17 protein-coding genes are annotated in these 22,664 nt (G+C 69.0%); 11 read left to right on the top strand and 6 right to left on the bottom strand.

Annotated elements, in window-relative coordinates; translation table 11 throughout:
* Positions 1-279 precede the first annotated feature (279 nt).
* Positions 280-7,095 (top strand): choice-of-anchor J domain-containing protein, encoded by a 6,816-nt coding sequence (locus tag HNQ52_RS15040; protein WP_183962001.1) that lies wholly within the window; start codon positions 280-282, stop codon positions 7,093-7,095.
* A 118-nt stretch (positions 7,096-7,213) separates the two neighbouring features.
* Here HNQ52_RS15040 and rlmM read toward each other — a convergent pair whose 3' ends face one another.
* From rlmM to HNQ52_RS15060, 4 genes are all read right to left on the bottom strand, one after another.
* Complete coding sequence (gene rlmM / locus HNQ52_RS15045) at positions 7,214-8,260, bottom strand: 23S rRNA (cytidine(2498)-2'-O)-methyltransferase RlmM (protein ID WP_425486507.1); 1,047 nt, start codon at positions 8,258-8,260, stop codon at positions 7,214-7,216.
* A gap of 241 nt (positions 8,261-8,501) precedes the next feature.
* Positions 8,502-9,062 carry a nucleoside deaminase gene (locus HNQ52_RS15050; RefSeq protein WP_183962002.1) on the bottom strand — a complete coding sequence of 187 codons (561 nt, stop codon included), beginning with the start codon at positions 9,060-9,062 and terminating at the stop codon, positions 8,502-8,504.
* A gap of 33 nt (positions 9,063-9,095) precedes the next feature.
* Entirely contained in the window at positions 9,096-9,500 is a 405-nt protein-coding gene (locus HNQ52_RS15055; protein ID WP_183962003.1) for a hypothetical protein, read from the bottom strand.
* Positions 9,500-11,254, bottom strand: a complete 1,755-nt coding sequence (locus tag HNQ52_RS15060; RefSeq protein ID WP_183962004.1) for a glutamine--tRNA ligase/YqeY domain fusion protein — start codon at positions 11,252-11,254, stop codon at positions 9,500-9,502. Before HNQ52_RS15060 ends, HNQ52_RS15055 begins: the two co-directional genes overlap by 1 nt.
* A 135-nt stretch (positions 11,255-11,389) precedes the next feature.
* Between HNQ52_RS15060 and HNQ52_RS17485 the strand changes: the two genes are divergently transcribed.
* From HNQ52_RS17485 to HNQ52_RS15075, 3 genes are all read left to right on the top strand, one after another.
* Positions 11,390-11,653, top strand: coding sequence for a putative signal transducing protein (locus HNQ52_RS17485; RefSeq protein WP_183962005.1), 264 nt, complete (start codon positions 11,390-11,392; stop codon positions 11,651-11,653).
* A gap of 91 nt (positions 11,654-11,744) precedes the next feature.
* Positions 11,745-14,183, top strand: coding sequence for a diguanylate cyclase (locus tag HNQ52_RS15070; RefSeq protein WP_183962006.1), 2,439 nt, complete (start codon positions 11,745-11,747; stop codon positions 14,181-14,183).
* A 64-nt stretch (positions 14,184-14,247) separates the two neighbouring features.
* Positions 14,248-14,910 carry a glutathione S-transferase family protein gene (locus HNQ52_RS15075; RefSeq protein ID WP_183962007.1) on the top strand — a complete coding sequence of 221 codons (663 nt, stop codon included), beginning with the start codon at positions 14,248-14,250 and terminating at the stop codon, positions 14,908-14,910.
* A 379-nt stretch (positions 14,911-15,289) separates the two neighbouring features.
* Here HNQ52_RS15075 and hemE read toward each other — a convergent pair whose 3' ends face one another.
* Positions 15,290-16,354, bottom strand: a complete 1,065-nt coding sequence (gene hemE, locus HNQ52_RS15080; protein ID WP_183962008.1) for a uroporphyrinogen decarboxylase — start codon at positions 16,352-16,354, stop codon at positions 15,290-15,292.
* 124 nt (positions 16,355-16,478) lie between these two features.
* Positions 16,479-16,733: a WGR domain-containing protein gene (locus tag HNQ52_RS15085; protein WP_183962009.1), complete on the bottom strand. Its 255-nt coding sequence runs from the start codon at positions 16,731-16,733 to the stop codon at positions 16,479-16,481.
* Positions 16,734-16,822: 89 nt separating this feature from the next.
* Between HNQ52_RS15085 and ruvB the strand changes: the two genes are divergently transcribed.
* From ruvB to pal, 7 genes are all read left to right on the top strand, one after another.
* Positions 16,823-17,854 (top strand): Holliday junction branch migration DNA helicase RuvB, encoded by a 1,032-nt coding sequence (ruvB, locus tag HNQ52_RS15090; RefSeq protein ID WP_183962010.1) that lies wholly within the window; start codon positions 16,823-16,825, stop codon positions 17,852-17,854.
* A gap of 151 nt (positions 17,855-18,005) precedes the next feature.
* The gene (ybgC, locus tag HNQ52_RS15095) at positions 18,006-18,455 is read left to right on the top strand and encodes a tol-pal system-associated acyl-CoA thioesterase (protein WP_183962079.1); all 450 of its coding nucleotides are present in this window, start codon (positions 18,006-18,008) and stop codon (positions 18,453-18,455) included.
* Complete coding sequence (gene tolQ / locus HNQ52_RS15100; protein ID WP_183962011.1) at positions 18,452-19,219, top strand: protein TolQ; 768 nt, start codon at positions 18,452-18,454, stop codon at positions 19,217-19,219. Before ybgC ends, tolQ begins: the two co-directional genes overlap by 4 nt.
* 88 nt (positions 19,220-19,307) lie before the next feature.
* Positions 19,308-19,742 (top strand): protein TolR, encoded by a 435-nt coding sequence (gene tolR / locus HNQ52_RS15105; RefSeq protein ID WP_183962012.1) that lies wholly within the window; start codon positions 19,308-19,310, stop codon positions 19,740-19,742.
* 10 nt (positions 19,743-19,752) lie between these two features.
* Positions 19,753-20,709 carry a cell envelope integrity protein TolA gene (gene tolA, locus HNQ52_RS15110; protein ID WP_183962013.1) on the top strand — a complete coding sequence of 319 codons (957 nt, stop codon included), beginning with the start codon at positions 19,753-19,755 and terminating at the stop codon, positions 20,707-20,709.
* Between the two features lie 5 nt (positions 20,710-20,714).
* Entirely contained in the window at positions 20,715-22,046 is a 1,332-nt protein-coding gene (gene tolB / locus HNQ52_RS15115; RefSeq protein WP_183962014.1) for a Tol-Pal system beta propeller repeat protein TolB, read from the top strand.
* A gap of 82 nt (positions 22,047-22,128) precedes the next feature.
* Positions 22,129-22,641, top strand: a complete 513-nt coding sequence (gene pal, locus HNQ52_RS15120) for a peptidoglycan-associated lipoprotein Pal (RefSeq protein WP_183962015.1) — start codon at positions 22,129-22,131, stop codon at positions 22,639-22,641.
* Positions 22,642-22,664: the final 23 nt, after the last annotated feature.

A 22,664-nucleotide genomic window follows, 5' to 3' on the forward strand; every position in this document is an offset into this window, starting at 1 on the left:
CGAAGCGCCCGGGTCGGGGTGACGCAGCGCGACCACTGGCGCCCGATTTCGTCGGTTTGTCGCAATTGCCCCCCGCACAGGGTCAATGTTCGACACGGTCGCCACATGAATCCGCAATAAAAGTTCCCCAACGACAGGGGGTTGACACACATACGGCGAAATGAGTCACCGCAGGTCTTGCAATTTCGGTTTGGCCTGCGCGATTCTCCTGAATCTTTCCCGAACGGACGGCTGGGGATACTTGCGATGAAAGTAAAAGGCTTGTTAAGTCAATTGCAGATGAGCGCGCTCGCCGCGGCGCTCAGCTTCGGTGGAGGCGCGGCATCGCTCGCCGCCCCGTCCATCGCCCTCGCGGCGGCACCGGTCAAGGCGATCGGTTCCTCCGAGGCATCGGAGCGGGTGTCGCCGGGGCTGCAGGTCGGCCCGCGCACCAGCGCGCCGGATGCCCAGGGCCGCTATCTCGTTGTCGTCCGGTTCCGCGAGGATTCGCTGGCGGCCTACGACGGCGGCGTCCCGGGCCTGGCGGCCACGAGCGCCCGCGCCACCGGCGCGAGCCAGCTCGACGTGCGTACGCCGGCGTCGGTCGCCTACCTCGACTACCTGCGCTCGCGCCAGGCCGACCATCTCGCCGCGCTCGGCGCTTCGGTCGGACGCAACCTCACGCCGACGTTCCAGTATCTCAACGTGCTCAACGCCGCTGCGGTGCGCCTGACGCTCGAAGAAGCGAACAAGCTCGCGTCGCTGCCCGAAGTGCGCGCCGTGTTCCTCGACGAAGAGCGCGAACCCGCCACGGACGCAGGTCCGGCGTGGATCGGCGCGCCGTCGTTCTGGAACGGCGATTCGACCAGCGGTGACCAGAACCGCGGCGAAGGCGTCATCGTCGGCATCATCGACTCGGGCGTGAACCACGATCACCCGTCGTTCGCCCAGGTCGCGTCCGACGGCTACGTGCACATCAACCCGAACGGCGACGGCGTGTTCCTCGGCGACTGCCTCACCGACGTGTCGCTGACCTGCAACAACAAGCTGTTCGGCTCCTACGACTTCCACCCGACGTCCGCGTCGGCCGAGGACACCGACGGCCACGGCAGCCACGTGGCGTCCACCGCCGCCGGCAACCCGGTCGCGACCACGTACAACGGCCTGTCGGTGAACATCACCGGCGTCGCGCCGCGCGCCAACATCATCAACTACAAGGTCTGTTCGCCGACCTGCCCGCAGAGCTCCAGCGCGGCGGCCGTCGACCAGGCCATCACCGACGGCGCGAACGTCCTGAACTTCTCGATCTCGGGCTCGGACAGCCCGTGGAACGACTTCGTGGACCTCGCCTTCCTCGATGCCACCGAAGCGGGCATCTTCGTCACGACCGCGGCCGGCAACGACGGCCCGGGCGCGTCGACGAGCGCGCATTCGGGTCCGTGGAACGCGGCCGTGGGCAACAGCTCGCACAACCGCGTGATCGGCCCGGGCGTCGACGCCGCCGGCTTCACCGACATGGTGTCGGCCGCCGGCACCGGCCCGGCGCTCAATGCCGACCTGACCGCCAACCTGCTCGACGCCCTCGTGGTGGCTCCGGCCAACCCGCTGGGCTGCAATGCCGGCGGCGGTTTCCCGGCGGGTGCCTTCACCGGGGCGATCGCGTTCATCCAGCGTGGTGATTGCGCCTTTGCCGAGAAGGTCGCCAACGCAACCGCCGCAGGCGCGGTCGGCGTGCTGACCTTCAACAACGCCGGCGGTCCGCCCATCGTGATGGGCGGACTCGAGGCCAGCACGATTCCGGCGGTCATGATCGACCGGGTCGACGGCCTCGCCGTGCGTGCCGCGCTGCCGCCCGGCGGCTCGTCCGCGACGATCTCCGCCGTACAGATCCGTGGCCTGCGCGACAGCTGGGGCGACGTGATGGCGACGGGCAGTTCGCGTGGCCCGAGCCAGTTCGACGTGCTCAAGCCCGACTACGCCGCGCCCGGCACCAACATCCTGGCCGCGTTCAGCAACGGCGTCGAGTTCGAGATCATCAGCGGCACCTCGATGGCCTCGCCGCACGCCACCGGCGCGGCCGCGCTGCTCAAGGCCGAGCATCCGACCTGGACCCCGGCGCAGATCAAGTCGGCCATCGCGCTGACCGCCGATCCGGACATGCTCAAGGAAGACGGCAACACGCCGGCCGATCCGTTCGACCGCGGCTCGGGTCGTGTCGACATCACGCAGGCCGCGCGCGTCGGCGCCGTGCTCGATGAAACCGCCGACAACTTCGAAGCGGCCAATCCGGGTGCCGGCGGCGATCCGCGCACGCTGAACCTGCCGAGCCTGGTGGACAGCGACTGCGCCGAGACCTGCACCTTCACGCGTACGCTCACCAGCGTCGCGCCCGACTCGGTCAACTACACCGTGTCGGCGGTCGAGCCGCCCGGCGTGACCATCGACGTGACGCCCGCCAGCTTCAGCCTCGCCGCCGGTGCGGACCAGGAACTGACGATCGAAGTCACCGTCGACACCGAAGTGGCGGCACCCGGCGCGTGGACTTTCGGTTCCATCGCGCTTGTGCCCGAGGCCGGTGGCACGCCCCTGCCGCTGGTCGAGGAAAGCTTCACCGACGCCACGTTCCCGCCTGTGGGCTGGAGCCGGTTCGAGGAAGTCGGCACCGGCACCACGGCGTGGATCCGCGTCACCACGGCGGCCAGCATCAACTCGGCCCCCGGCGGCGCGCAGCGCATCTTCGGCAGCAGCACCGAAGGCAACCAGATCGACTGGCTGGTCTCGCCGCCGATCAATCTGGGCGACGGCAGCGCGATCAGCTTCTTCGAACGCGTGCAGTGGCCGGAGGACTACGGCAAGCACAGCATCCTCGTCAGCACCGACAGCTGCGTGCCGGCCGACGGCGATTTCGTCGAACTGGCCGAAGTGGGCAACGCGAGCAACAATCTGTGGCGCCAGGTGTCGTTCCCGATGGGTGCCTACGACAACCAGACCGTCTGCGTGGCCTTCAAGTACGAAGGCGACTTCGCCAGCACCTGGTTCGTCGACGACATCGCGATCACGGCGCAGGTGGGCGGCACGAGCGACTACTCGACGCTGCGCATGCCGGTGGCCATCACTCCGCAGCTCGGCGATCCGGCCATCTCGGTGACGCCGACCACGGTGGATCTGGCGGCCGACCAGGGCGAAACCGTGACGCAGCCGATCTCGATCGCCAACGTCGGCGGCGCGCCGCTGGAATGGAACATCCAGTCCAACGCGGCCCGCGGCAACGTGCTGCTCTCGACCGGCAGCCGCAGCACGCCGGTGCAGACCGCGCCGCTCGGCGACGCCTGGCGTGAAGCACGTCTGTCGTTCAACAAGGGCTACGCCGGCAACGGCATCGCGAGCCCCGCGCCGGTACCGTCCGGCACGGCGGGCATCACGATCTCGCACTCCACCTCGATGACGCCGGCGGCACTGACGGCCGTGGCGTGCAGCCCCGACAGCGGCGTGACCACGTCCGACAACCAGTTCCTCCGCACCTTCGCGCTCAACGACTTCGGCATCACCGACGCGTTCGACGTGAGCGAAGTCACCATCGGTGTCGAGCAGCTCGATGTCGAAGCCGACGTCACGATCAATCTCTACACCCTCACCGGTGCGTTCACCTACGCCAACCTGACCCCGATCGGCACCACGACGCAGACCCTGCAGCCGCAGGATCTGACCAACGTCACGATTCCGGTTACCGGCACGGTGCCGGCGAACGGCACCCTCGTGGTCGAAATCGTGCCGCCGGACCTTTCGGGCGTCGGTGCGTTCTTCCCGGGCGCCAACAGCGCGGGCCAGACGGCGCCGTCGTACCTGGCGAGCGCGGGTTGCGGCCTTGCGGATCCGGCGACGTACGCGTCGATCGGCTTCCCGCAGGTGCACCTCACGATGAGCGTCACGTCGAACGAAGACCTCGACTGCGGCGTGAACGGCGATGCGACCTGGGCCACGGCTTCGCCCACCAGCGGCACGGTCGACGAAGGCCAGACCGGCGGCACCACGCTGGCGGTTGACGCCAGCGACCTGGCCCCGGGCAGCCATTCGACCAACCTGTGCATCGCGAGCAACGACCCGAGCGAAAGCGTCGTCGTGGTGCCGGTCTCGGTCGACGTGACCGCCGCGCCGGTGATCGAACTGAGCGATGCGTCGATCGCGGTCGTGGTCGATCCGGAAGGCACCACCACGTACGACCTGGACATCAGCAACGTCGGTGACGCGACCCTGGACTGGAGCGTCGACACCGCCGCGCCGGAATCGGGTCCGACTCCGTTCGGCGCACCGTCCGTGCTGTTCGACAATGGATCCATCGTCACGCATCCGGGCGCGGGGGCCGGCGGTGCCGACGCCAGCGCGTTGCAGACCGGGCTCGGCATGGACAGCTACGGTGGCAACATCTCGGTCGCGGCGGGTTTCCGCATGGCGGACGACTTCACCGTGACCGACGCGGGTGGCTGGGCGCTGACCTCGCTGCGCTTCTACGGCTACCAGACCGGCTCCACCACGACCTCGACGTTCAATGCGGTCAACGTCCGCATCTGGGACGGCGTGCCGGGTGCGCCGGGCAGCAACATCGTCTACGGCGACACGACGACCAACCTGTTCTCGGGCACCGGCTTCTCCGGTACGTACCGCGTGCTCGACACCGGACTGACCAACAACCAGCGTCCGGTGATGTACGTGGATGCGGCGGTCGACGTCGAACTCGATGCGGGCACCTACTGGCTCGACTGGCAGCTCGGCGGCACGCTCGGCTCCGGCCCGTGGCAGCCGCCGATCACCATCCTCGGCGAAACCACCACCGGCAATGCGCAGCAGTTCACCGGCACCGCGTGGCAGGCCTTCATCGACGGCGATCCGTCCGTGCCGTCGGGCACGCTGACGCCGCAGGGCGCGCCGTTCCAGCTCAGCGGCTCGGTGGCTACGCAGTGCACCACGCCCACCGCGATTCCGTGGCTGACGATCGCCCCGCCGACCAGCGGTTCGCTCGAGGCCGACGAAACCGACACGGTGACGCTGAACTTCGACAGCACGGGTCTTGCCGAAGGCAGCTACGACGCGCAGGTGTGCGTCAGCAGCAATGACGCCGGAACGCCGCTGATCGGTGTGCCGGTGAACATGATCGTCGGCGACGTGCCGGTGCCTGCCACCATCGACGTGACCCCGGCCTCGCTGAGCGCCACGGTCGATGTCGACGCTACGCTCGACCAGACGCTGACCATCAGCAACTCGGGTACCGAAGACCTCACCTGGTCCATCGTCGACACCGACACCGGTCCGGCCTCGGTCGAGTACCGCTACGGCCTGTCCGGCGGCGGCACGCATCCTGGGTCCGTCGCTTACGACCGGGCTTCGGGCCTTGCTCCGACCGGTCCGGGTCAGCGCGTGGTGCATCCGGCACCGCAGGGCGGCCCGATCGCCGAACTGAGCGAAGGCTTCGATGACGTGACGTTGCTGGCGGGCGCCGGTTGGGGCCAGATCAACAACAGCTCGCCGATCGGTACCATCGACTGGTTCCAGGGCGGCCAGGGCACCACGTTCCCGGGCCACCAGGGCGGTCAGACGTCGTACATCGCGGCCAACTTCAACAACACCGCCGGCGGCACCGGCACCATCAGCAACTGGCTGCTGACGCCGGAGCTGACGCTGACCAACGGCACCGAACTGCGCTTCTGGACCCGCAGCACGGGCGGCCAGTGGGCCGATCGACTGGAAGTGCGCCTGAGCACGGCCGGTGCGAGCACCGATGTCGGCACGACCGCGACGAGCGTCGGCGACTTCGGCACGGTGTTGCTGACGATCAACGAATCGCTGACGCCGTTCACCGGCTACCCGGCGGAGTGGACCGAATTCGTGGTCGAGGTGAGCGGGCTGCCGGCGGCGACCACCGGTCGCTTCGGCTTCCGCTACTTCGTCACGCAGGCCGGTCCGACCGGTACGAACAGCGACTTCATCGGCATCGACACGCTCAGCATCGCCGCAGGCGGTCCGCCGCCGGCCAGCTGCGACGCCCCGGCCGACCTGCCGTGGCTGAGCGTGGCGCCGGCGTCCGGCACCACCGCGGGCGAGAGCAGCGACGATGTCACCGTGACCTACGACGCCACCGGCCTTGCCGCCGGCACGTACGAAGGCACGCTGTGCGTGGCGAGCAACGATGCGGTCAATCCGCTGGTCGAAGTGCCGGTCGAAATGACGGTGGCCGACCTCACCGATCAGACCATCACGTTCGATCCGCTGCCCGACGTGGCGATCACGGCCGGTACGGTCACCGTCTCGGCCACGGCGAGCTCCGGCCTGCCGGTGAGCTTCAGCAGCGACACGCCCGCGGTCTGCACCGTCGCCGGGAACACCGTGACGCTGGTGACCGTCGGGACCTGCTCGATCCGCGCCAGCCAGGCCGGCAACGGCACGTTTGCGCCGGCTCCGGACGTGGTGCAGAGCTTCGAGGTGTTTGCGGATGTCGACGTGGTGATCACGCCGGCCACCGTGCCGAACGCGCAGATCGACACGCCGTACAGCGTGACGTTCACCGCGAGCGGCGCCGGCTCCACCACGCCGTTCACGTACACGGTCAGCGCCGGGACGCTGCCGCCGGGCCTGACGCTCGACGGCGCCACCGGTGAGCTGTCCGGCACGCCGACCGCACTGGGCACGTTCGACTTCACGATCACGGCCACCGACAGCACGCCGGCCGGCAGCGGCGGACCGTTCACCGGCTCGCAGGACTACACGATCGTGGTGCGCGACGAGTTCATCTTCGCCGACGGGTTCGAGGACGAAGCCCTGACGAAGCTCGAAATCGGCGGCGCCGGCGCGAAGATCATCGAACTGCCGATGGTCAACGCGTTCGCCGACCAGGCCGACGGCCGGACCCGCAACGTGGTTGCGCTCACGGTGCACGGCAAGCGCGTGGGCGTGGTGCAGATGCGTTGCGATGCGAAGGCGTGCGAAGTGCGCGTCGCCAACCGCAAGGCCGATGCGACGTGGAACCAGGGCACGTGGTGGCTGGTGGACAGCGACCCGTTCCAGGTGCGCGTCAACGTCGGCGCCAAGTTGCTGAAGGACGTGTCGCGTCCGGGCAAGCACTGACGGCGTGACCCGCCGGGGCCGGCAACCGGCCTCGGCGATGCGGTAGATTCAAGTCAGGAAAAAGCCCCGGTGCGACGCACCGGGGCTTTTTTGTGGGCGGTCGTTTGCCGGTGCCGCCTCAGGGCCGGTGCGCAAAGACCGTGATCTCTTCGCGGTCGTGGTACAGCTGCTTGGCGCGCCATTCCACGTGCACGCCGTCCGCCGCGCACAGTGCGACGAAGTCGGAGAGGTTGGCCTGCACCTCGGCGTAGCGCTTCTTCATCGGCAGCTTGAGGTTGAAGATCGCACGCCGGCACCAGCGCTGCGCGAACCAGTCCGCCATGCGTGCGGCGACGCGGCTGGGCTGCTCGACCATGTCGCAGACCAGCCAGTCCATCGGATGCGGCGGCTGCCAGCTGAAGCCGTCGGCGCGCTGGTGGCGGATCAGGGTCTGGGCGCGCGCGGTTTCGCCGAGCGGACCGTTGTCGATGGCGGTCACGTGCACGCCTTCGCGTGCGAGCACCCAGCTCCAGCCGCCCGGAGCCGCGCCGAGATCAGCGGCCTTCATGCCGGGCTTGAGGAAAGTGGCGCGTTCGTCGGCGGTCAGCAGCACCAGCAACGCTTCCTCCAGTTTCAGCGCGCTGCGGCTCGGTGCGTCGCGATGCAGGCGCAGGCGCGGGATGCCTTGCGGCCACGGCGCGCTGCGCTCGGGGTGCGAGAGCGCGAGCACCGCGCTGGCGCCGCTGACGAAGCACACATGCAGCGTCGGGCGTCCGAGGATGACGGTGCTGCCGAGCAGGCCGACCTTGCGCAGCGCCGGACGCAGCGCGTTGCCGAAACTGCGGGCGAGGCCGGCGAGCGGCCTGCCTGCGTCCGAATCGGGGTGTTCGACGATCAGGTCGCCGAAGCGCAGGCCGGTGCCGGCGAGCGCTTCGAGCATCGGCGTGATGCGGTCGGTCGGATCGGGCAGGTCGATGTCGGCGATGACCTGCAGGATCTGGCGCGCGAAGATCAGCTCCTGCCAGGTGGGCCGCAGCGCATCGTCGGCCGGCCGCGCGAGGTGGAAACGCACGTAGCCGCTGTTGCGCTCGGTCTGCGGGTAGCCGACGAGGCCGGCGCGCGCCGCGTGGTCCGCCACTTCGGCGGCGGCTTCGGGTTCGAATCCGGGGCGGCAATACAGCAGCACGGTGTTTCCTCGGTGTGGGCTCTGTCGGCGCAGTGTGGTGGATCGCGGGCCGGCCACCCAACCCATCCGATTCACGATGCCGCTCGGCCCGCTTGTTGTCTTCCCCACCCCGTCGTCCCGGCGAACGCCGGGACCCAGCGGCGTTGCCTGGTGTCGGCTATTGGCGCAGGCTGCGGCGAAAGAGAAACGTCACTGGGTCCCGGCGTTCGCCGCGACGACGGAGGAAGGGGCGGTGGGCGTCTCAGTAGTTCGCGCCGCCACCGCTGGCGTAACGGCGCAGCACATCGCAGGCCGCGTCGCGCAGGATGTCCTGGCGCACGGCGATGCCGCGTCGTTCCAGCTCGCCGCGCCAGTCGGCCGGCAGCGGACCTTCGTCGAATTCGGTCAGCGCCATCACGTCTTCGGCGCGGGCGCCGATCAGCAGTTCGTCGATGCCGGCCCAGAACGTGGCGCCGTAACACATGCAGCACGGCTGCGCGGATGTGGCAAAGACGATGCGATCGCCCGATTCGTTGAGCCGGGCGCGCTGGGTGCGCGCCTGCGCGGTCATGTACGCCATCATTTCCGCGTGCGCCACCGAACAGGTCTGCGGCACCACCCGGTTGACGCCCACGCCGAGCAGCCGCCCGTGGCCGTCGAACACCGCGGCGCCGAACGGTCCGCCGCTGCCCGCGTCGACGTTGCGCGCGGACAGGGCGATGGCGAGCTCCACCTTGGCGATGTCGTCGACGTAGAGGCGTTCGCCGTCCACGGCATCGTGGATCCACGGCGGCAGGGTCAGATGGATCTGGGCATACAGCATGCGGTCATCGCTCGGCGAGGCGGGTGAGGCGAATCAATCCGTGCGCGCGGCCGGCGCCACGGACACGCCGCTGACGCCTTCGCAGCGGCCTTCGATGCACTGGCAGCGGTTGATCGACGGGTACCCGCACACGCTCGACAGGCCCTCGGCTTCGCACTGTGCCTTCACCTGGTCGGGGAAGGTCGGGCTCTCGACGTTGACGCAGGCGGGGTAGGCGCCGCAGCAGTTGCCGACGTCCTTGATGGTGCAGTCGGCATCGGCGGTGCAGCTGAAGTCGACACTGCCGACGGCGGCGTCGCGCGCCGGCGCGGCCTTCGCGATCGGCGCGGCCGGCGCCGGCGTTTCGGGTGCCGGTGCGGCGTCATCGCGCGCGCCCGCGCAGGCCGCGAGCAGCAGGGCGGCGAAGGCCAGAACGAGACGGTGCGCCAGCGCGGACATCAGCCGCCCACCTTCGACGCCCACGTGTCGCGCAGGCTCACGATGCGGTTGAACACCGGGCGCGCGCCGGTGTGATCGCGTCTGTCCGCGACGAAGTAGCCGGTGCGTTCGAACTGCATGCGGTCCTCCGGTTGCGCCTGCGCGGCGGCGGGTTCGACGTAGCCGGTGACGATGCGGCGCGAGTCCGGATTGATGTGGTCCTTGTAGGTCTTGCCGTCGCTGTCGTCGTCCGGATCCGCGACGGCGAACAGGCGGTCGTAGAGACGGATTTCGGCTTCGACGGCGTGTTTCGCGCAGACCCAGTGGATGGTGCCCTTCACCTTGCGATCCGCGCCGGTGCCGCCCGGGCGCGTGCTGGCGTCCAACGTGCAGCGAAGTTCGACCACGCGCTCGCCGTTCTTGACGATCTCGTCGCAACGCACGATGCCGACGCCGCGCAGTCGCACTTCCGCGCCGGGCGAGAGGCGGTGGAAACCTTTCGGCGGCACCTCGAAGAAATCGTCGCGGTCGATCCACAGCGTGTTGGAGAACGGCACGTCGCGTTCGCCCATCTCCGGGTTCTTCGGATGGTTCGAGAAGCGCAGCGTTTCGTGGTACGCGTCGTCGAGGTTGGTGATCGTCAATTTGATCGGATCGACCACGGCGAGGCGGCGCGGTGCCTTCGCATCGAGATCGTCGCGCACGGCCGCTTCGAGCTGGCCGTAGTCGGTGACCGAGTTCTGCTTGCTGATGCCAAGCCGCTCGACGAACAGGCGCAGCGACGCCGGCGTGAAGCCGCGCCGGCGCAGCCCCTGCAGCGTGTTCATGCGCGGGTCGTCCCAACCGTCGACGAGGCCTTCGCTCACCAGCGCGATGAGCTTGCGCTTGCTGGTGATGTTGTAGTTGAGGAACAGGCGCGAGAACTCGATCTGGCGCGGCTTGGCGGCCATGTTCGGCAGGCCGGCCTGCGCCAGCGGCCCGAGCAGGTCGGGATTGCCGGCGAGGTCGACCTTGTCCACGCACCAGTCGTACAGCGGACGGTGGTCTTCGAATTCCAGCGTGCACAGCGAGTGCGTGATGCCTTCGATCGCATCGCTGAGCGAATGCGCGAAGTCGTACATCGGGTAGATCGGCCAGGCGTCGCCGGTGTTCTGGTGCGCCACTTTCTTGATGCGGTACAGCGCCGGATCGCGCAGGTTGATGTTGCCGCTGGCCATGTCGATCTTCGCGCGCAGCGTGCGTGCGCCGTCGGCGAATTCGCCGGCGCGCATGCGGCGCAGCAAGTCGAGGTTCTCCTCCACGCTGCGCCCGCGGAACGGCGAGTTGCGGCCCGGTTCGGTCAGCGTGCCGCGGTATTCGCGCACCTGTTCGGCCGAGAGATCGCAGACGAAGGCGTGACCGTCGCGCACGAGTTTTTCCGCGGCGAGGTAGAACACGCCGAAGTAGTCGGAGGCGTGGCGCAGCTCGGCCCAGTCGAAACCGAGCCAGCGCACGTCGTCCTGGATCGCGGCGACGTACTCGGGGTCTTCCTTGGCCGGATTCGTGTCGTCGAAACGCAGGTTGCAGACGCCGCCGAATTCGCGCGCGACGCCGAAATCCAGGCAGATCGCCTTGGCATGGCCGATGTGCAGGTAGCCGTTGGGCTCGGGCGGAAAGCGCGTGCGGATGGCCGCGTGCTTGCCGCTGGCAAGATCGTCGCGCACGATCTGCCGGATGAAATCGTTGCGCTCGGCGGCGGGATCGGTGGGCGTGGCGGCGGCGGGGAGTGCGGACATGGAAGGCGGGATGCGGAAAACGGCCAGTCTAGCCCGTTCCGTTGCCGCTGCGCAGGCATGCGGTGCGTCGGCGCACGCGTCCGTCCCGCGTCGTTTGCGTATGCTGGCACCCTGCGTCGCTTCCGGAGAAGGTTCATGCGCGTGGTCTACGAGGCCGAAAACATCATCGATGCCCATCTGGTGAAGGGCCTGCTCGAGCAGGCCGGCATCGTTGCCTTCGTCCTCGGCGAGCACCTGAGCGGCGGGATCGGCGAGTTGCCGACGATGGGCATGGTGAGCGTGGGCGTTGCCGACAGCGACGCGGAGGGCGCCGCCGCCGCGCTGCAGGACTGGCGCGACGCCGCACCGGCGGCGTCCGACGCCGTCGCTGCGGACCTGTTGCCCCACCCGGCCACCTGAGCGATCCCCGGACAAGGGGTCGCCCCTGTCCGCCGAGCGGCGACAATTTGCCGCCGTGCGTCGTTTTCCGGCGGTCGGGAGCGGTCAGACTGTGACCGGTGTGGGGGCGGCGCGGATCGGCGCGGGGCAGTGGCGCACCGTCCGCGTGCACGCGCCGGAGGCTGTCGACGCTCCGCGCCAGACCCGCACGCGCACCATCGATGCGAAGGATGACCAGGTCTTGGGCAAGGGGCAGACGAACCGGTGGTGGCGATGGATGCTGGCGTTGTGGTGCGCACTGTGCGCACCCACGCCCGTTGTCGCGCACGATGCGCCGGGTACTTCCGCACCGATCCGGATCGCGACACTGCTGGTGCCCGGCGACGACGTCGACGCCGAGCGCGTGCTGGCCGGCGAGTTCGACGCGCTGTTCGTGCCGCTCGACGGCATCGACGCCCGACTGCCCGGCGGGTTCGACCGCAGCCAGTGGCTGCGTCTGGAGGTCACGCCGCCTGCGCCGGACCGCGACGCGTTGCACGGCGCGGTGCTGCGTTTCGAACGCGTGCCGCTCGAACGCATCACCGCCTACCTGCCGCGCGGCGACGGCACGTGGCGCATGCAGGTGGACGGGTTCTACGCAACCGATCCGGGCATCGGCGTGCTGCCCGGCAGCTATGCCTTCCGTCTGCCGCCCGCGCCGCCGGGGCCGCGCACGCTCTACGTCAACGTGCAGGAACGCCATCCGGTGACGCTGCGTCCGCAACTGCTGGACGAGCATGCGTTCCACCTCGCCGACCGCGCCGTCAGCGGCATCGCGGCGGCCACCTACGCCGCCATCGTCGTGCTCATGCTGTCGAGTCTGGCCTTGTTCGTCGCGCTGCGCGAACGCGCCTACCTGCAGTTCGTCGGCATGACCGGCGTGTTCCTGCTGCTGCTGCTGCTCGCGCTCAACGGCGCGCTGTACACGGTGCCGGGCGTGCGCGCGTTCGGCTGGTGGCGCGACCACGGGATCTATGCGCTGGCGCTGGCCTGCTGCGCGCTGGCGCTGGGCTTCGCGCGCCATTTCCTGACCTCCGAGGCCGTGTCCGCGCGCATGCACCGGTGGATCGACCGCGCCCGCATCGCCTGGCTCGCGTTCGCGGCGCTGAGCTTGTGCAACATCGCCTCGCTCGGCCCGACGATGCAACGCATCGCCGCCCTGGCCGGCGTGCTCACCGCGCTGCAGATCGCCTGGCTGGCCTGGCGCGCCTGGCGCGGCGGCAATGCGCTGGCGCGACCGTTCTGGCTGATCTGGAGCGTGCTGACGGTGTTGATCGCGGTCCGGATCGCGCTCGCGTTCGGCTGGCTGCCGCCGCACCCGGGCCTGCTGAACGGATTCCAGGTGGCGGTGGCGTTCTGCCTGCTGCTGATGTCGGTGGGACTGGCCGACCGCGTGATGGAGTTCCGCAAGCAGCGCGACCTCACCCGAGAGCTCAAGGAACAGACCGATGCGGACCTGCAGATCGAGCACGTGCGGCGCGAATTCGCCGAGGATCTGCGCGAACGGCTGCGCATGGCGCCGCCGGGCGGCGAGATGGAGTGGGTCGCGTTCCGGCGCGTGCTGGCCAGCCTCAAGGCGGTGTTGCCGCAACGCAGCGCCGCGGTCATCGCCACCGGCTATCACGGTATCGATCTGCTGCTGACCGAGCCGCTCGATGCCAAGGACCGCTACGGCCGCCTGCTCATCGAGCGCGGCGGCACGCTCAAGGGGTTGTGCCGTTCGCGCAGCCCGATGCAGGTGACGCTCGACGAAATCGGCAAGGAAGCCACCGGCGCCGCCGGCGGCAGCCTGTTCGCCGTGGTGCCGATGGCGATGCCGCGCCCGGGCTGGGGCGCGCTGCTGATCGAGCGCGGTCCGAACGAGCCGTTCGAACCCGAGGAACTCAAGCGTGCCGCGGAATTCCTGCATCTCGCGGTCACCACCACGGACGAGGCGCTGCACCAGGCCGAACTCAAGCGCAAGGCCGAGATCGACCAGCTCACGGGGCTGTACAACCGTCGTGCCGGCGACGCGGTGCTGAACGAGGCGATGCTGCGCGCGATCGCCGACCGCCGGCCGCTGTCGCTACTGTTCGTCGACATCGATCACTTCAAGCAGATCAACGATCGCCACGGGCATCCGGTGGGCGACGACTGCCTGCGTGCCACGGCCGAGGCGATCCGCCGCCAGCTCGGCGAGCGCGACACCGCGGCGCGCTACGGCGGCGAGGAATTCCTCGTGGTGCTGCCCGGGCACCAGCCGGAGCAGGCGCGCCAGGTCGGCGAACGCATCCGCCAGGCGATCGCGCAGCTGCGCGTGGAGGGCGAGGGCGGGCCGGTGCGGTTCTCGGTCAGCATCGGCGTGGCGGCGCGGCAGGCCGGCGAGGACACGCCGCAGCCGGTGGTCGAGCGCGCCGACCGCGCGCTGTACGCCGCCAAGCGCAACGGCCGCAACCAGGTGCATGTGGCCTCCTCGCTGCCGTACGGCAGCGGGCCCGGCGCGCCGGATCGTGAAGATACGGTGACGCTCTGACGCGACACGCTTGAGTGCCGCACGCGCTTCCGCGACCATTTCGCACCCGTCGCGGAGATCGCCCATGGCATCCACACTCACGCTGGTCATCGGCAACAAGAACTATTCGTCGTGGTCGCTGCGGCCGTGGCTGCTGCTGCGCCATTTCGACGTGCCGTTCGACGAAGTGCGCCTGCCGCTCGATACGCCCGCGTTCCGCGACGATGTGTTCCGCTACTCGCCCAGCGGCCGCGTGCCGGTGCTGCACGACGGCGATCTGGTGGTGTGGGATTCGCTGGCGATCTGCGATTACGTCAACGAACGCTTTCTCGACGGCCGCGGCTGGCCCGCCGATCGCCGCCAGCGCGCGCGTGCGCGTTCGGCTGCGGCGGAAATGCACTCGGGATTCGCCGCACTGCGTGCCCAGCTGCCGATGAACTGCAGGCGCCGACCGGACGCGTACAAATGGAATGCCGAAGCGCAGGCCGACATCGATCGCGTGCAGGCGCTGTGGCGCGAACTGCGCCGTGACGGCGGCCGGGGCGGCGAGTTCCTGTGCGGCGCGTTCGGCATCGTGGATGCGATGTTTGCGCCCGTGGCGGTGCGATTCCGCGGGTACGGCGTGCCGATGGCGCCGGAGAGCCAGGCGTACGCGGATGCCTTGCTGGCGTTGCCGTCGATGCGCGAGTGGGATGCGGCGGCGCAGGCGGAGAGCGAGCGTCTGGAGAAGTACGACGCGTTGCGGTGAGGGCTGCGGGATTGCGCGCGTGACAGACGCCTCGCGTGGGTGAAGGTGGCGCCCTCATCCGCCCTGCCGGGCACCTTCTCTCGGCGGGAGAAGGAGTGCTTCGTTTGGCGCCCCGATTTCTAGGCGCGATGCCAGCCTAGTTTCCTTCTCCCTGCCGGAGAAGGAGTGCTTCGTTTGGCGCCCCCCTATTTCTAGGCGCGTTGCCGGACTCGTTTCCTTCTCCCGGCGGGAGAAGGAGTGCTTCGTTTGGCGTCCCGATTTCTAAGCGCGTTACCAGCCTCGTTTCCTTCTCCCATCGGGAGAAGGTGCCCGGCAGGGCGGATGAGGGAGCGACCTGCGCGCTATCGATACCGCTCCTTCGAAGCGGGAGCGGGCCGCCTCAGCTTTCGTGGAACGGCCAGCTCAACGCATGCACCGCATCCACCAGCACCTTCAGGTGCTCGGGATTCACGTCCGGCGTGATGCCGTGCCCGAGGTTGAAGACGTGGCCGGGTCCGGTGCCGTAACTCTCCAGCACGTTCGACACCTCGCGCCGGATCGTGTCCGGCGTGCCGTGCAGCACGGCCGGATCGAGATTCCCCTGCAGCGCCACGCGCCCGCCGGTACGGCGGCGCGCATCGGCCAGCGACACCGTCCAGTCCACGCCCACGGCGTCGGTGCCGCTCTGCGCCAGCTCTTCGAGGTACGGTGCGTTGCCCTTGCCGAACAGGATCAGCGGGGCGTGATCGTCGCGGTCGCCGCGCGGCAGTTCGCGCGCGATGCGCTGCAGGTACGGCAGCGAGAACTCCCGGTACAGCGCCGGGCTCAGCACGCCGCCCCAGGTATCGAACACCTGCATCACCTGCGCGCCGGCGCAGCGCTGGGCGTCGAGGTAGGCGATCACCGACGACGTCACCACGTCGAGCAGCCGGTGCAGCAGCGCCGGCGTGTTGTACGCCATCGCCTTGACGGTCGAGAACGTGTCGCTGCCGCCGCCTTCCACCATGTAGCACGCCAGCGTCCACGGGCTGCCGGAAAAACCGATCAGCGGCACGCGGCCGTCGAGTTCGCGCCGGATCAGGCGCACGGCGTCGGTGACGTAGCGCAGGTCGTCCTCGATGTCGGGCACGGCGAGCTGGCCCACCTGCGCGGCGGTGCGGATCGGGCGTTCGAACTTCGGACCTTCGCCCTCGACGAAGTACAGCCCCAGGCCCATCGCATCGGGCACGGTGAGGATGTCGGAAAACAGGATGGCCGCGTCCAGGTCGAAGCGCGCCAGCGGCTGCAGCGTCACCTCGCACGCGAGCTCGGGATTCTTCGCAAGGCCGAGGAAGCTGCCGGCGCGCGCGCGGGTGGCGCGGTACTCGGGCAGGTAGCGTCCGGCCTGACGCATGATCCAGACCGGCGTGCAGTCCACGGGTTCGCGTCGCAGGGCGCGCAGGAAGCGGTCGTTTCGGAGGGTCATCGGGTTCCGGGTTTCGTGAGTCGTGATTCGGGAAAGCGGAGCTGGGCGTCGCGCGTTGCTCGGATGTCTGCGTTCGGCGCGTTGGGGGCAGGGCGCGTGCGGCCGTTTCGCATGTGGCAGGGATTCAGCGCGGCGCCTCCGCGCCCTGCGCGAACATCACCAGGAACCCGCGCTTGAGCTGCTGGTCGCGCGCCTTTTCGAACGCGGCCTGGGCCTGGTCGCGTTCGAGGTAGACCTCGCGCTTCCACTGCGTCTTGCCGCCGATCAGGCCCGATTCGCGCGTCAGCGTCCAGCCGCCGAGCAGATCCTGCTGCAGGATGAGCTGGAAAAAGCGCGGCACTTCGCCGGCGAGGGGTTGTTGCTGCATGAGGAGACGCATCGCGGCATTTTAGCGGGATTCCCCGCCGGCGCGGCGGTCCCGCGCGTGCCGTGCTGTCCTGTCCGGGCCGAATCGCGGACAATGCCCGAATGACTGACGACCGCATCATCGCCCCCGCTGCCACGCGCGAGGACGATGTCGCCGAAACCCACATCCGCCCGCGCCGCCTGGACGACTACCTCGGCCAGGAAACCGTGCGCGCGCAGATGAAGATCTACATCGAGGCGGCAAAGCGGCGTTCCGAGGCGCTCGACCACGTGCTGATCTTCGGCCCGCCCGGCCTCGGCAAGACCACGCTCAGCCACGTCATCGCCAACGAGCTCGGCGTGAACCTGCGCCAGACCTCCGGCCCGGTGATCGAACGCGCCGGCGACCTGGCCGCGCTGCTGACCAACCTGCAGCCGCACGATGTGCTGTTCATCGACGAAATCCACCGTCTGCAGCCGGCCATCGAGGAAGTGCTGTACCCGGCGATGGAGGACTACCAGATCGACATCATGATCGGCGAGGGCCCGGCCGCGCGCTCGATCAAGCTCGACCTGCCGCCGTTCACCCTGATCGGCGCCACCACGCGCGCCGGCCTGCTCACCGCGCCGCTGCGCGACCGCTTCGGCATCGTGCAGCGGCTGGAGTTCTACACGCCCGACGAGCTCACCCGCATCGTGCGGCGCTCGGCCAGCATCCTCGGCATCGCCTGCGAATCCGACGGCGCGGCCGAGATCGCACGCCGCTCGCGCGGGACGCCGCGCATCGCCAACCGCCTGCTGCGGCGTGCGCGCGACTATGCGCAGGTGGTGGCCGACGGCGTGATCACGCGGTCCGCGGCCGATCTCGCGATGCAGATGCTGAAAGTCGATCCCGAAGGTTTCGACCAGCTCGACCGTCGCATGCTGCTGACCATCATCGAAAGCTTCGACGGCGGTCCGGTGGGGGTGGAATCGCTCGCTGCCGCGCTGAGCGAGGAACGCGGCACGCTGGAGGACGTGATCGAGCCCTACCTGATCCAGCAGGGCTATCTGATCCGCACCGCGCGCGGCCGCATGGCCAGCCGCAAGGCCTACCTGCACATGGGGCTCAAGCCGCGGGTGGAGCCGGCGCCCGGGCTGTTCGATGAGGGTTGATGTGGCGCCCGGCCCGGCGCGAGACGCCCGTCTGAACCGAAGCTCCATCCCGGCGAGTCCGCAGTGACCCCGGCGGAGACTGTTCCGCCCTCGCTCACCCGCCCGAAACTTCCGCACATACGTGCACCTGGCGCCCACAACTCACCCGCCAATGACGATCGCTAACAAAATATTCAGCTTCCCGATACGTGTGTACTGGGAAGATACCGACGCCGGTGGAGTCGTCTACCACGCCAGCTACGTGCGGTTCCTCGAACGCGCGCGGACAGAGTGGTTGCGGTCGCTCGGCATCGGACAGCAGCATCTGCGCGAGAGCGCCGACGTCATCTTCGCCATCCGCGCCATGCAGCTCGACTTCCACAAACCGGCGCGGCTCGACGACGATCTGGCGGCCAGCGTCGACAGCGTGTCGTTTGGTCGCGCCAGCATGACGTTCGGGCAATCGCTCGTCCGCGCCGGGCAGGTGCTGGTGCAGGCCGAGGTTCGCGCGGCGTGTCTTGCCGCTTCCACGTTTCGCCCGCGGCCGATCCCGCCCGGGTTGTTCGATGCCTGCTCCGACGCCGGCTCCGGTCGCACTTTTCCAACGAGGTCCACTCCATGATCCAACTTGCGCTGATGCAGGCCGCCGCGGTCGATGCCGCCACGCAGCTCCCGACGGCCGCCGACATCCCCGCATTGCCCGCAGACAACGGCCTCAACATCCTCCAGCTGGTGCTCCACGCGAGCCTGCCGGTGCAGCTGGTGATGGTGATCCTGCTGCTGTTCTCCCTTGCCTCGTGGGTCATCATCTTCCGCAAGAAGGCCGTGCTCGACAGCGCGCGCCGTTCCGCCGACGACTTCGAGGAGCGCTTCTGGTCCGGCGCCGATCTTGCCGGCCTGTTCCGCGAGGTGAGCGGCCGCGACCGCCGCCTGCAGGGCATCGAGGCGATCTTCGAAGGCGGCTTCCGCGAATTCGCCCGCCTGCGGCAGAAGCGCCACGTCGACGCCCGCACCCAGCTCGAAGGCGCCCAGCGCGCGATGCGCGCGAGCCTGGCGCGCGAGGTGGACCAGCTCGAGCACAACCTGGAGTTCCTTGCCAACGTCGGCTCCATCGCGCCGTACGTGGGCCTGTTCGGCACGGTGTGGGGGATCATGATCTCGTTCCAGGGCCTGGCCACGATGAAGGAGGCCACGATCGCCACCGTGGCGCCGGGCATCTCCGAGGCGCTGGTCGCCACCGCGATGGGCCTGTTCGCCGCGATTCCCGCGGTCTGGGCCTACAACCGCTACCAGACGCGGGTCGAGCGGCTCAACGTGCGCTACGAGGCCTTCGCCGAGGAATTCAGCTCGATCCTGCAGCGCCAGTCGCACCTGGACGAGCAGTGACCGCGCGCCCGTCCGCGCCCGCCGTCAACCCGATCCGCCCCGCCGCCGCGTTGCATCGCGGCAGTCGCTGAACCCTTCGAGGAGCCGCATGGCCACCAGCCGCCGCCGCAAGCGCAAGCTCAAGGCCGAGATCAACGTCGTGCCGTACATCGACGTGATGCTCGTGCTGCTGATCATCTTCATGGTGACCGCGCCGCTGCTGAACCTGGGCGTGGACATCGAACTGCCGCAGGCCAACGCCGCACCGGTGACGCAACAGAAGGATCCGGTCATCGTCGAGGTGCGCGCGCAGGGGCAGTACATGCTCAAGCTGCAGGACGAGCCGCCGGAGGAGATCGACGAGCAGGCGCTGCAGGCGAAGATCGCCGCGTTCGTGCGCCAGAACCCGGACACGCCGATCTTCATCGCCGGCGACAAACGCGCCGAATACGGCCTGATCTACCGTGGCATGGCCCTGCTGCAGTCGGCCGGCGTCAAGCGCATCAGCTTCATGGGCGAGCCGCTTTCGCCGGGCGAGAACTGACCCCGGATCGATGGAAACCACCGCTCAAAAACTGCGCGCGTTGGTCTACGCCATCCTCGTGCACCTCGTGTGCCTGGGGTTGATGTTCGTCGGGCTGCTGTGGAGTCCGGCGAACGAATCGATCTCGGTGGCGGGCGGGGCGATCGAGGCCACGCTCGTCGCGCCGTCATCCGCCGCGAGCGCCGCTGCGTCGGCCCGGCCCGCGCCGCCGCGCCCCACGCCCAGGCCCGAGCCGCGCGACACCGCGCCCGCGCCGCAACCCAAACCGACGCCGGCGCCGCAGGAAACGCCGCAGGAGGCGCAGCCGACGCCGCAGGCGCCGATTCCCAAACCCGACACCGTCGACCAGGAGGCCGCGGCCGTGTTGTCCGCACAGCGCGAGGCCGCCAAGGTCCAGCGCGAGCAGGAGGAACGTCGCCGCCAGGAGCAGGTACTGCTCGACCAGCAGAAGCAGGAAGAGGCCGAACGCAAACTGCGGCTGACGAAGATGGAAGAGGAGCGCCAGGCCCAGCTCGACGATATCCGCCGCCGACGCGAGGCGGCCGAGAAGCAGCGCAAGCTCGAAGAACAGAAGCTGCAGCAGCTCGCCGACGCGCGCAACGCCGGCACGCCGCGTCCGGCGCCGGCGCAACCGGCCGCGTCCACCCAGCCGCCGTCCGACCGTCTGGGCAACGGCGGCACCGACGACGGGCTCGCGGGGCGTTACGCGCTCGCGATCCAGCAGGCGGTCACCTCGAACTGGCTGCGCCCCGACTCGGCACGGCCGGGCATCGTGTGCACCCTGCGCATCGTGCAGATCCCCGGCGGCGAAGTGATTCAGGCCAGCGTCACATCGCCCTGCAATGCTGACGATCTCACCCGCCGTTCGATCGAGGCGGCCGTGCTCAAGGCCCAGCCGCTGCCGTACCGCGGCTACGAGTCCGTGTTCAAGCGGTCGGTCAATTTCACTTTCACCTACAACGGATGATCCCGATGAAGAACGTCTTCGCCTTGCTGCTGCCGTTGCTGCTCCTCGCGCTCGGATCCACCGGCGCGCGCGCGCAGGGAGCGCTCGAGATTTCGATCTCCGAAGGCAATGCCGCGGCGCTGCCGATCGCCGTGGTCCCGTTCGAGTATCTCGGCGCGCAGGCCGCCCCCGACACCGACGTGGCCGCGGTGATCCGCGCCGACCTCGACCGTTCCGGCGCGTTCCGCACCCTGGCCGAGCGCGACATCGTCGAGCGCCCGCTGCGCCAATCGGACGTCAACTTCGGCACGTGGCGCCTGCTCAAGCAGGAGTTCCTGCTGGTCGGGCGCATCATCGACAACCCGGCCGGCGGGTACCGCACCGAATTCGAGCTGTTCGACGTCGCCAAGCAGCAGCCGCTGCTGACGCTGGCGCTGAGCGGCCGCTCGGGCAACATGCGCGACATCGCGCACCAGGTGGCCGATCAGGTCTACGAAAAGATCCTCGGCGTGCGCGGCGCGTTCTGGACGCGCATCGCGTACGTGACGGCGAATGGCTCGGGCCGCAACATCGCCTACGCGCTGATGGTGGCCGACGCCGACGGCTACAACCCGCAGACCGTGGTGCGCTCGCGTGAGCCGCTGCTGTCGCCCTCCTGGAGCCCGGACGGGCTCAAGCTCGCCTACGTGAGCTTCGAACGCGGCAACTCGTCGATCTACATCCAGGAAATCGCCACCGGCGCGCGCGAGCTCGTGGCGAGCTTCCGCGGCATCAACGGCGCGCCGGCGTTCTCGCCCGACGGCACGAAGCTCGCGCTGACGCTGTCGCGCACCGGCAATCCCGAAATCTACGTGATGGATCTTGCCAGCAAGAACCTCACCCAGGTCACGCGCCACTGGGGCATCGATACCGAGCCCACCTGGCATCCGAAGGGCACCACGATCCTCTTTACCTCCGATCGCGGCGGCAAGCCGCAGATCTACGAAGTGCCGGCCAGCGGCGGCGAAGCGCAGCGCGTCACGTACTCCGGCCAGTACAACGCCCGCGCCTCGATCGTGGGCGATGGCATGAAGATCGCAGTGGCGCAGGGCGACGGAAACGTTTATCGTATTGCGGTTCTGGACCGCAGCTTCGGCGGCGGCGGAGAGATGAAAACCCTCTCTCCCGGCAATCTGGACGAGTCGCCGAGTTTCGCCCCGAATGGAAGCATGGTTCTGTACGCCTCCCGCGAGGGCCGGCGTGGCGTGTTGTATGCGGTATCCGCCGATGCGCGGGTGCGGCAGCGTCTTGTTCTTGCTGATGGCGATGTCCGGGAGCCCGCCTGGTCGCCATTCAGACCGCGACAGGCAACTCAGTGACGGGCTTCAGGCTTCACCTACCGCGTTTCACACAAAAACAGTACGACTGCATCCGATCACTCCTCCGAAGGATTCCGCTCCAATGAACACGACTACCCGCATTCTGCTCGCTGTAGCCATCGCCGCGTCGCTCGGCGCGTGCGCCAAGAAGGTGAAGGAAGAAGCGCCGGTGCGCGACACCACGCCGCCCGTCACCGAAACCGCCCCGGTCGCCGACGACGGCCGTTACACCGCCGCCGATCTCGACACCGACTCCTGCCTGCGCCAGCGCGTGGTGTACTTCGATCTGGACCAGGACAGCCTGAAGCCGGAATTCAGCGCCATCGTCGCCTGCCACGCCAAGTACCTGCAGGACCAGCCGTCCTCGCGCATCACGCTGGAAGGCAACGCCGACGAGCGCGGTTCGCGCGAATACAACCTTGGCCTGGGCGAGCGTCGCGGCAACGCGGTCTCCTCGGCGCTGCAGGCCAACGGTGGTTCGGCCAGCCAGCTCACCGTCGTCTCGTACGGCGAAGAGCGTCCGGTGAACACCGAGTCGAACGAAGCGGCCTGGGCGCAGAACCGCCGCGTCGAAATCGTCTACACCGCCAAGTAAGGCCGGACCGGACGATGCACGTT

The organism is Chiayiivirga flava, assembly GCF_014202825.1.
Classification (GTDB): domain Bacteria; phylum Pseudomonadota; class Gammaproteobacteria; order Xanthomonadales; family Xanthomonadaceae; genus Chiayiivirga; species Chiayiivirga flava.

Coding starts and splice junctions, on each gene's coding strand:
- HNQ52_RS15060 (WP_183962004.1), bottom strand. CDS start 11,254: ATGTCCGCACTCCCCGCCGCCGCCACGCCCACCGATCCCGCCGCCGAG.
- tolA (WP_183962013.1), top strand. CDS start 19,753: ATGGAAACCACCGCTCAAAAACTGCGCGCGTTGGTCTACGCCATCCTC.
- HNQ52_RS15050 (WP_183962002.1), bottom strand. CDS start 9,062: ATGCTGTATGCCCAGATCCATCTGACCCTGCCGCCGTGGATCCACGAT.
- tolQ (WP_183962011.1), top strand. CDS start 18,452: ATGATCCAACTTGCGCTGATGCAGGCCGCCGCGGTCGATGCCGCCACG.
- ruvB (WP_183962010.1), top strand. CDS start 16,823: ATGACTGACGACCGCATCATCGCCCCCGCTGCCACGCGCGAGGACGAT.
- tolR (WP_183962012.1), top strand. CDS start 19,308: ATGGCCACCAGCCGCCGCCGCAAGCGCAAGCTCAAGGCCGAGATCAAC.
- ybgC (WP_183962079.1), top strand. CDS start 18,006: ATGACGATCGCTAACAAAATATTCAGCTTCCCGATACGTGTGTACTGG.
- HNQ52_RS15040 (WP_183962001.1), top strand. CDS start 280: ATGAGCGCGCTCGCCGCGGCGCTCAGCTTCGGTGGAGGCGCGGCATCG.
- pal (WP_183962015.1), top strand. CDS start 22,129: ATGAACACGACTACCCGCATTCTGCTCGCTGTAGCCATCGCCGCGTCG.
- HNQ52_RS15085 (WP_183962009.1), bottom strand. CDS start 16,733: ATGCGTCTCCTCATGCAGCAACAACCCCTCGCCGGCGAAGTGCCGCGC.
- tolB (WP_183962014.1), top strand. CDS start 20,715: ATGAAGAACGTCTTCGCCTTGCTGCTGCCGTTGCTGCTCCTCGCGCTC.
- HNQ52_RS15055 (WP_183962003.1), bottom strand. CDS start 9,500: ATGTCCGCGCTGGCGCACCGTCTCGTTCTGGCCTTCGCCGCCCTGCTG.
- HNQ52_RS17485 (WP_183962005.1), top strand. CDS start 11,390: ATGCGCGTGGTCTACGAGGCCGAAAACATCATCGATGCCCATCTGGTG.
- HNQ52_RS15075 (WP_183962007.1), top strand. CDS start 14,248: ATGGCATCCACACTCACGCTGGTCATCGGCAACAAGAACTATTCGTCG.
- hemE (WP_183962008.1), bottom strand. CDS start 16,354: ATGACCCTCCGAAACGACCGCTTCCTGCGCGCCCTGCGACGCGAACCC.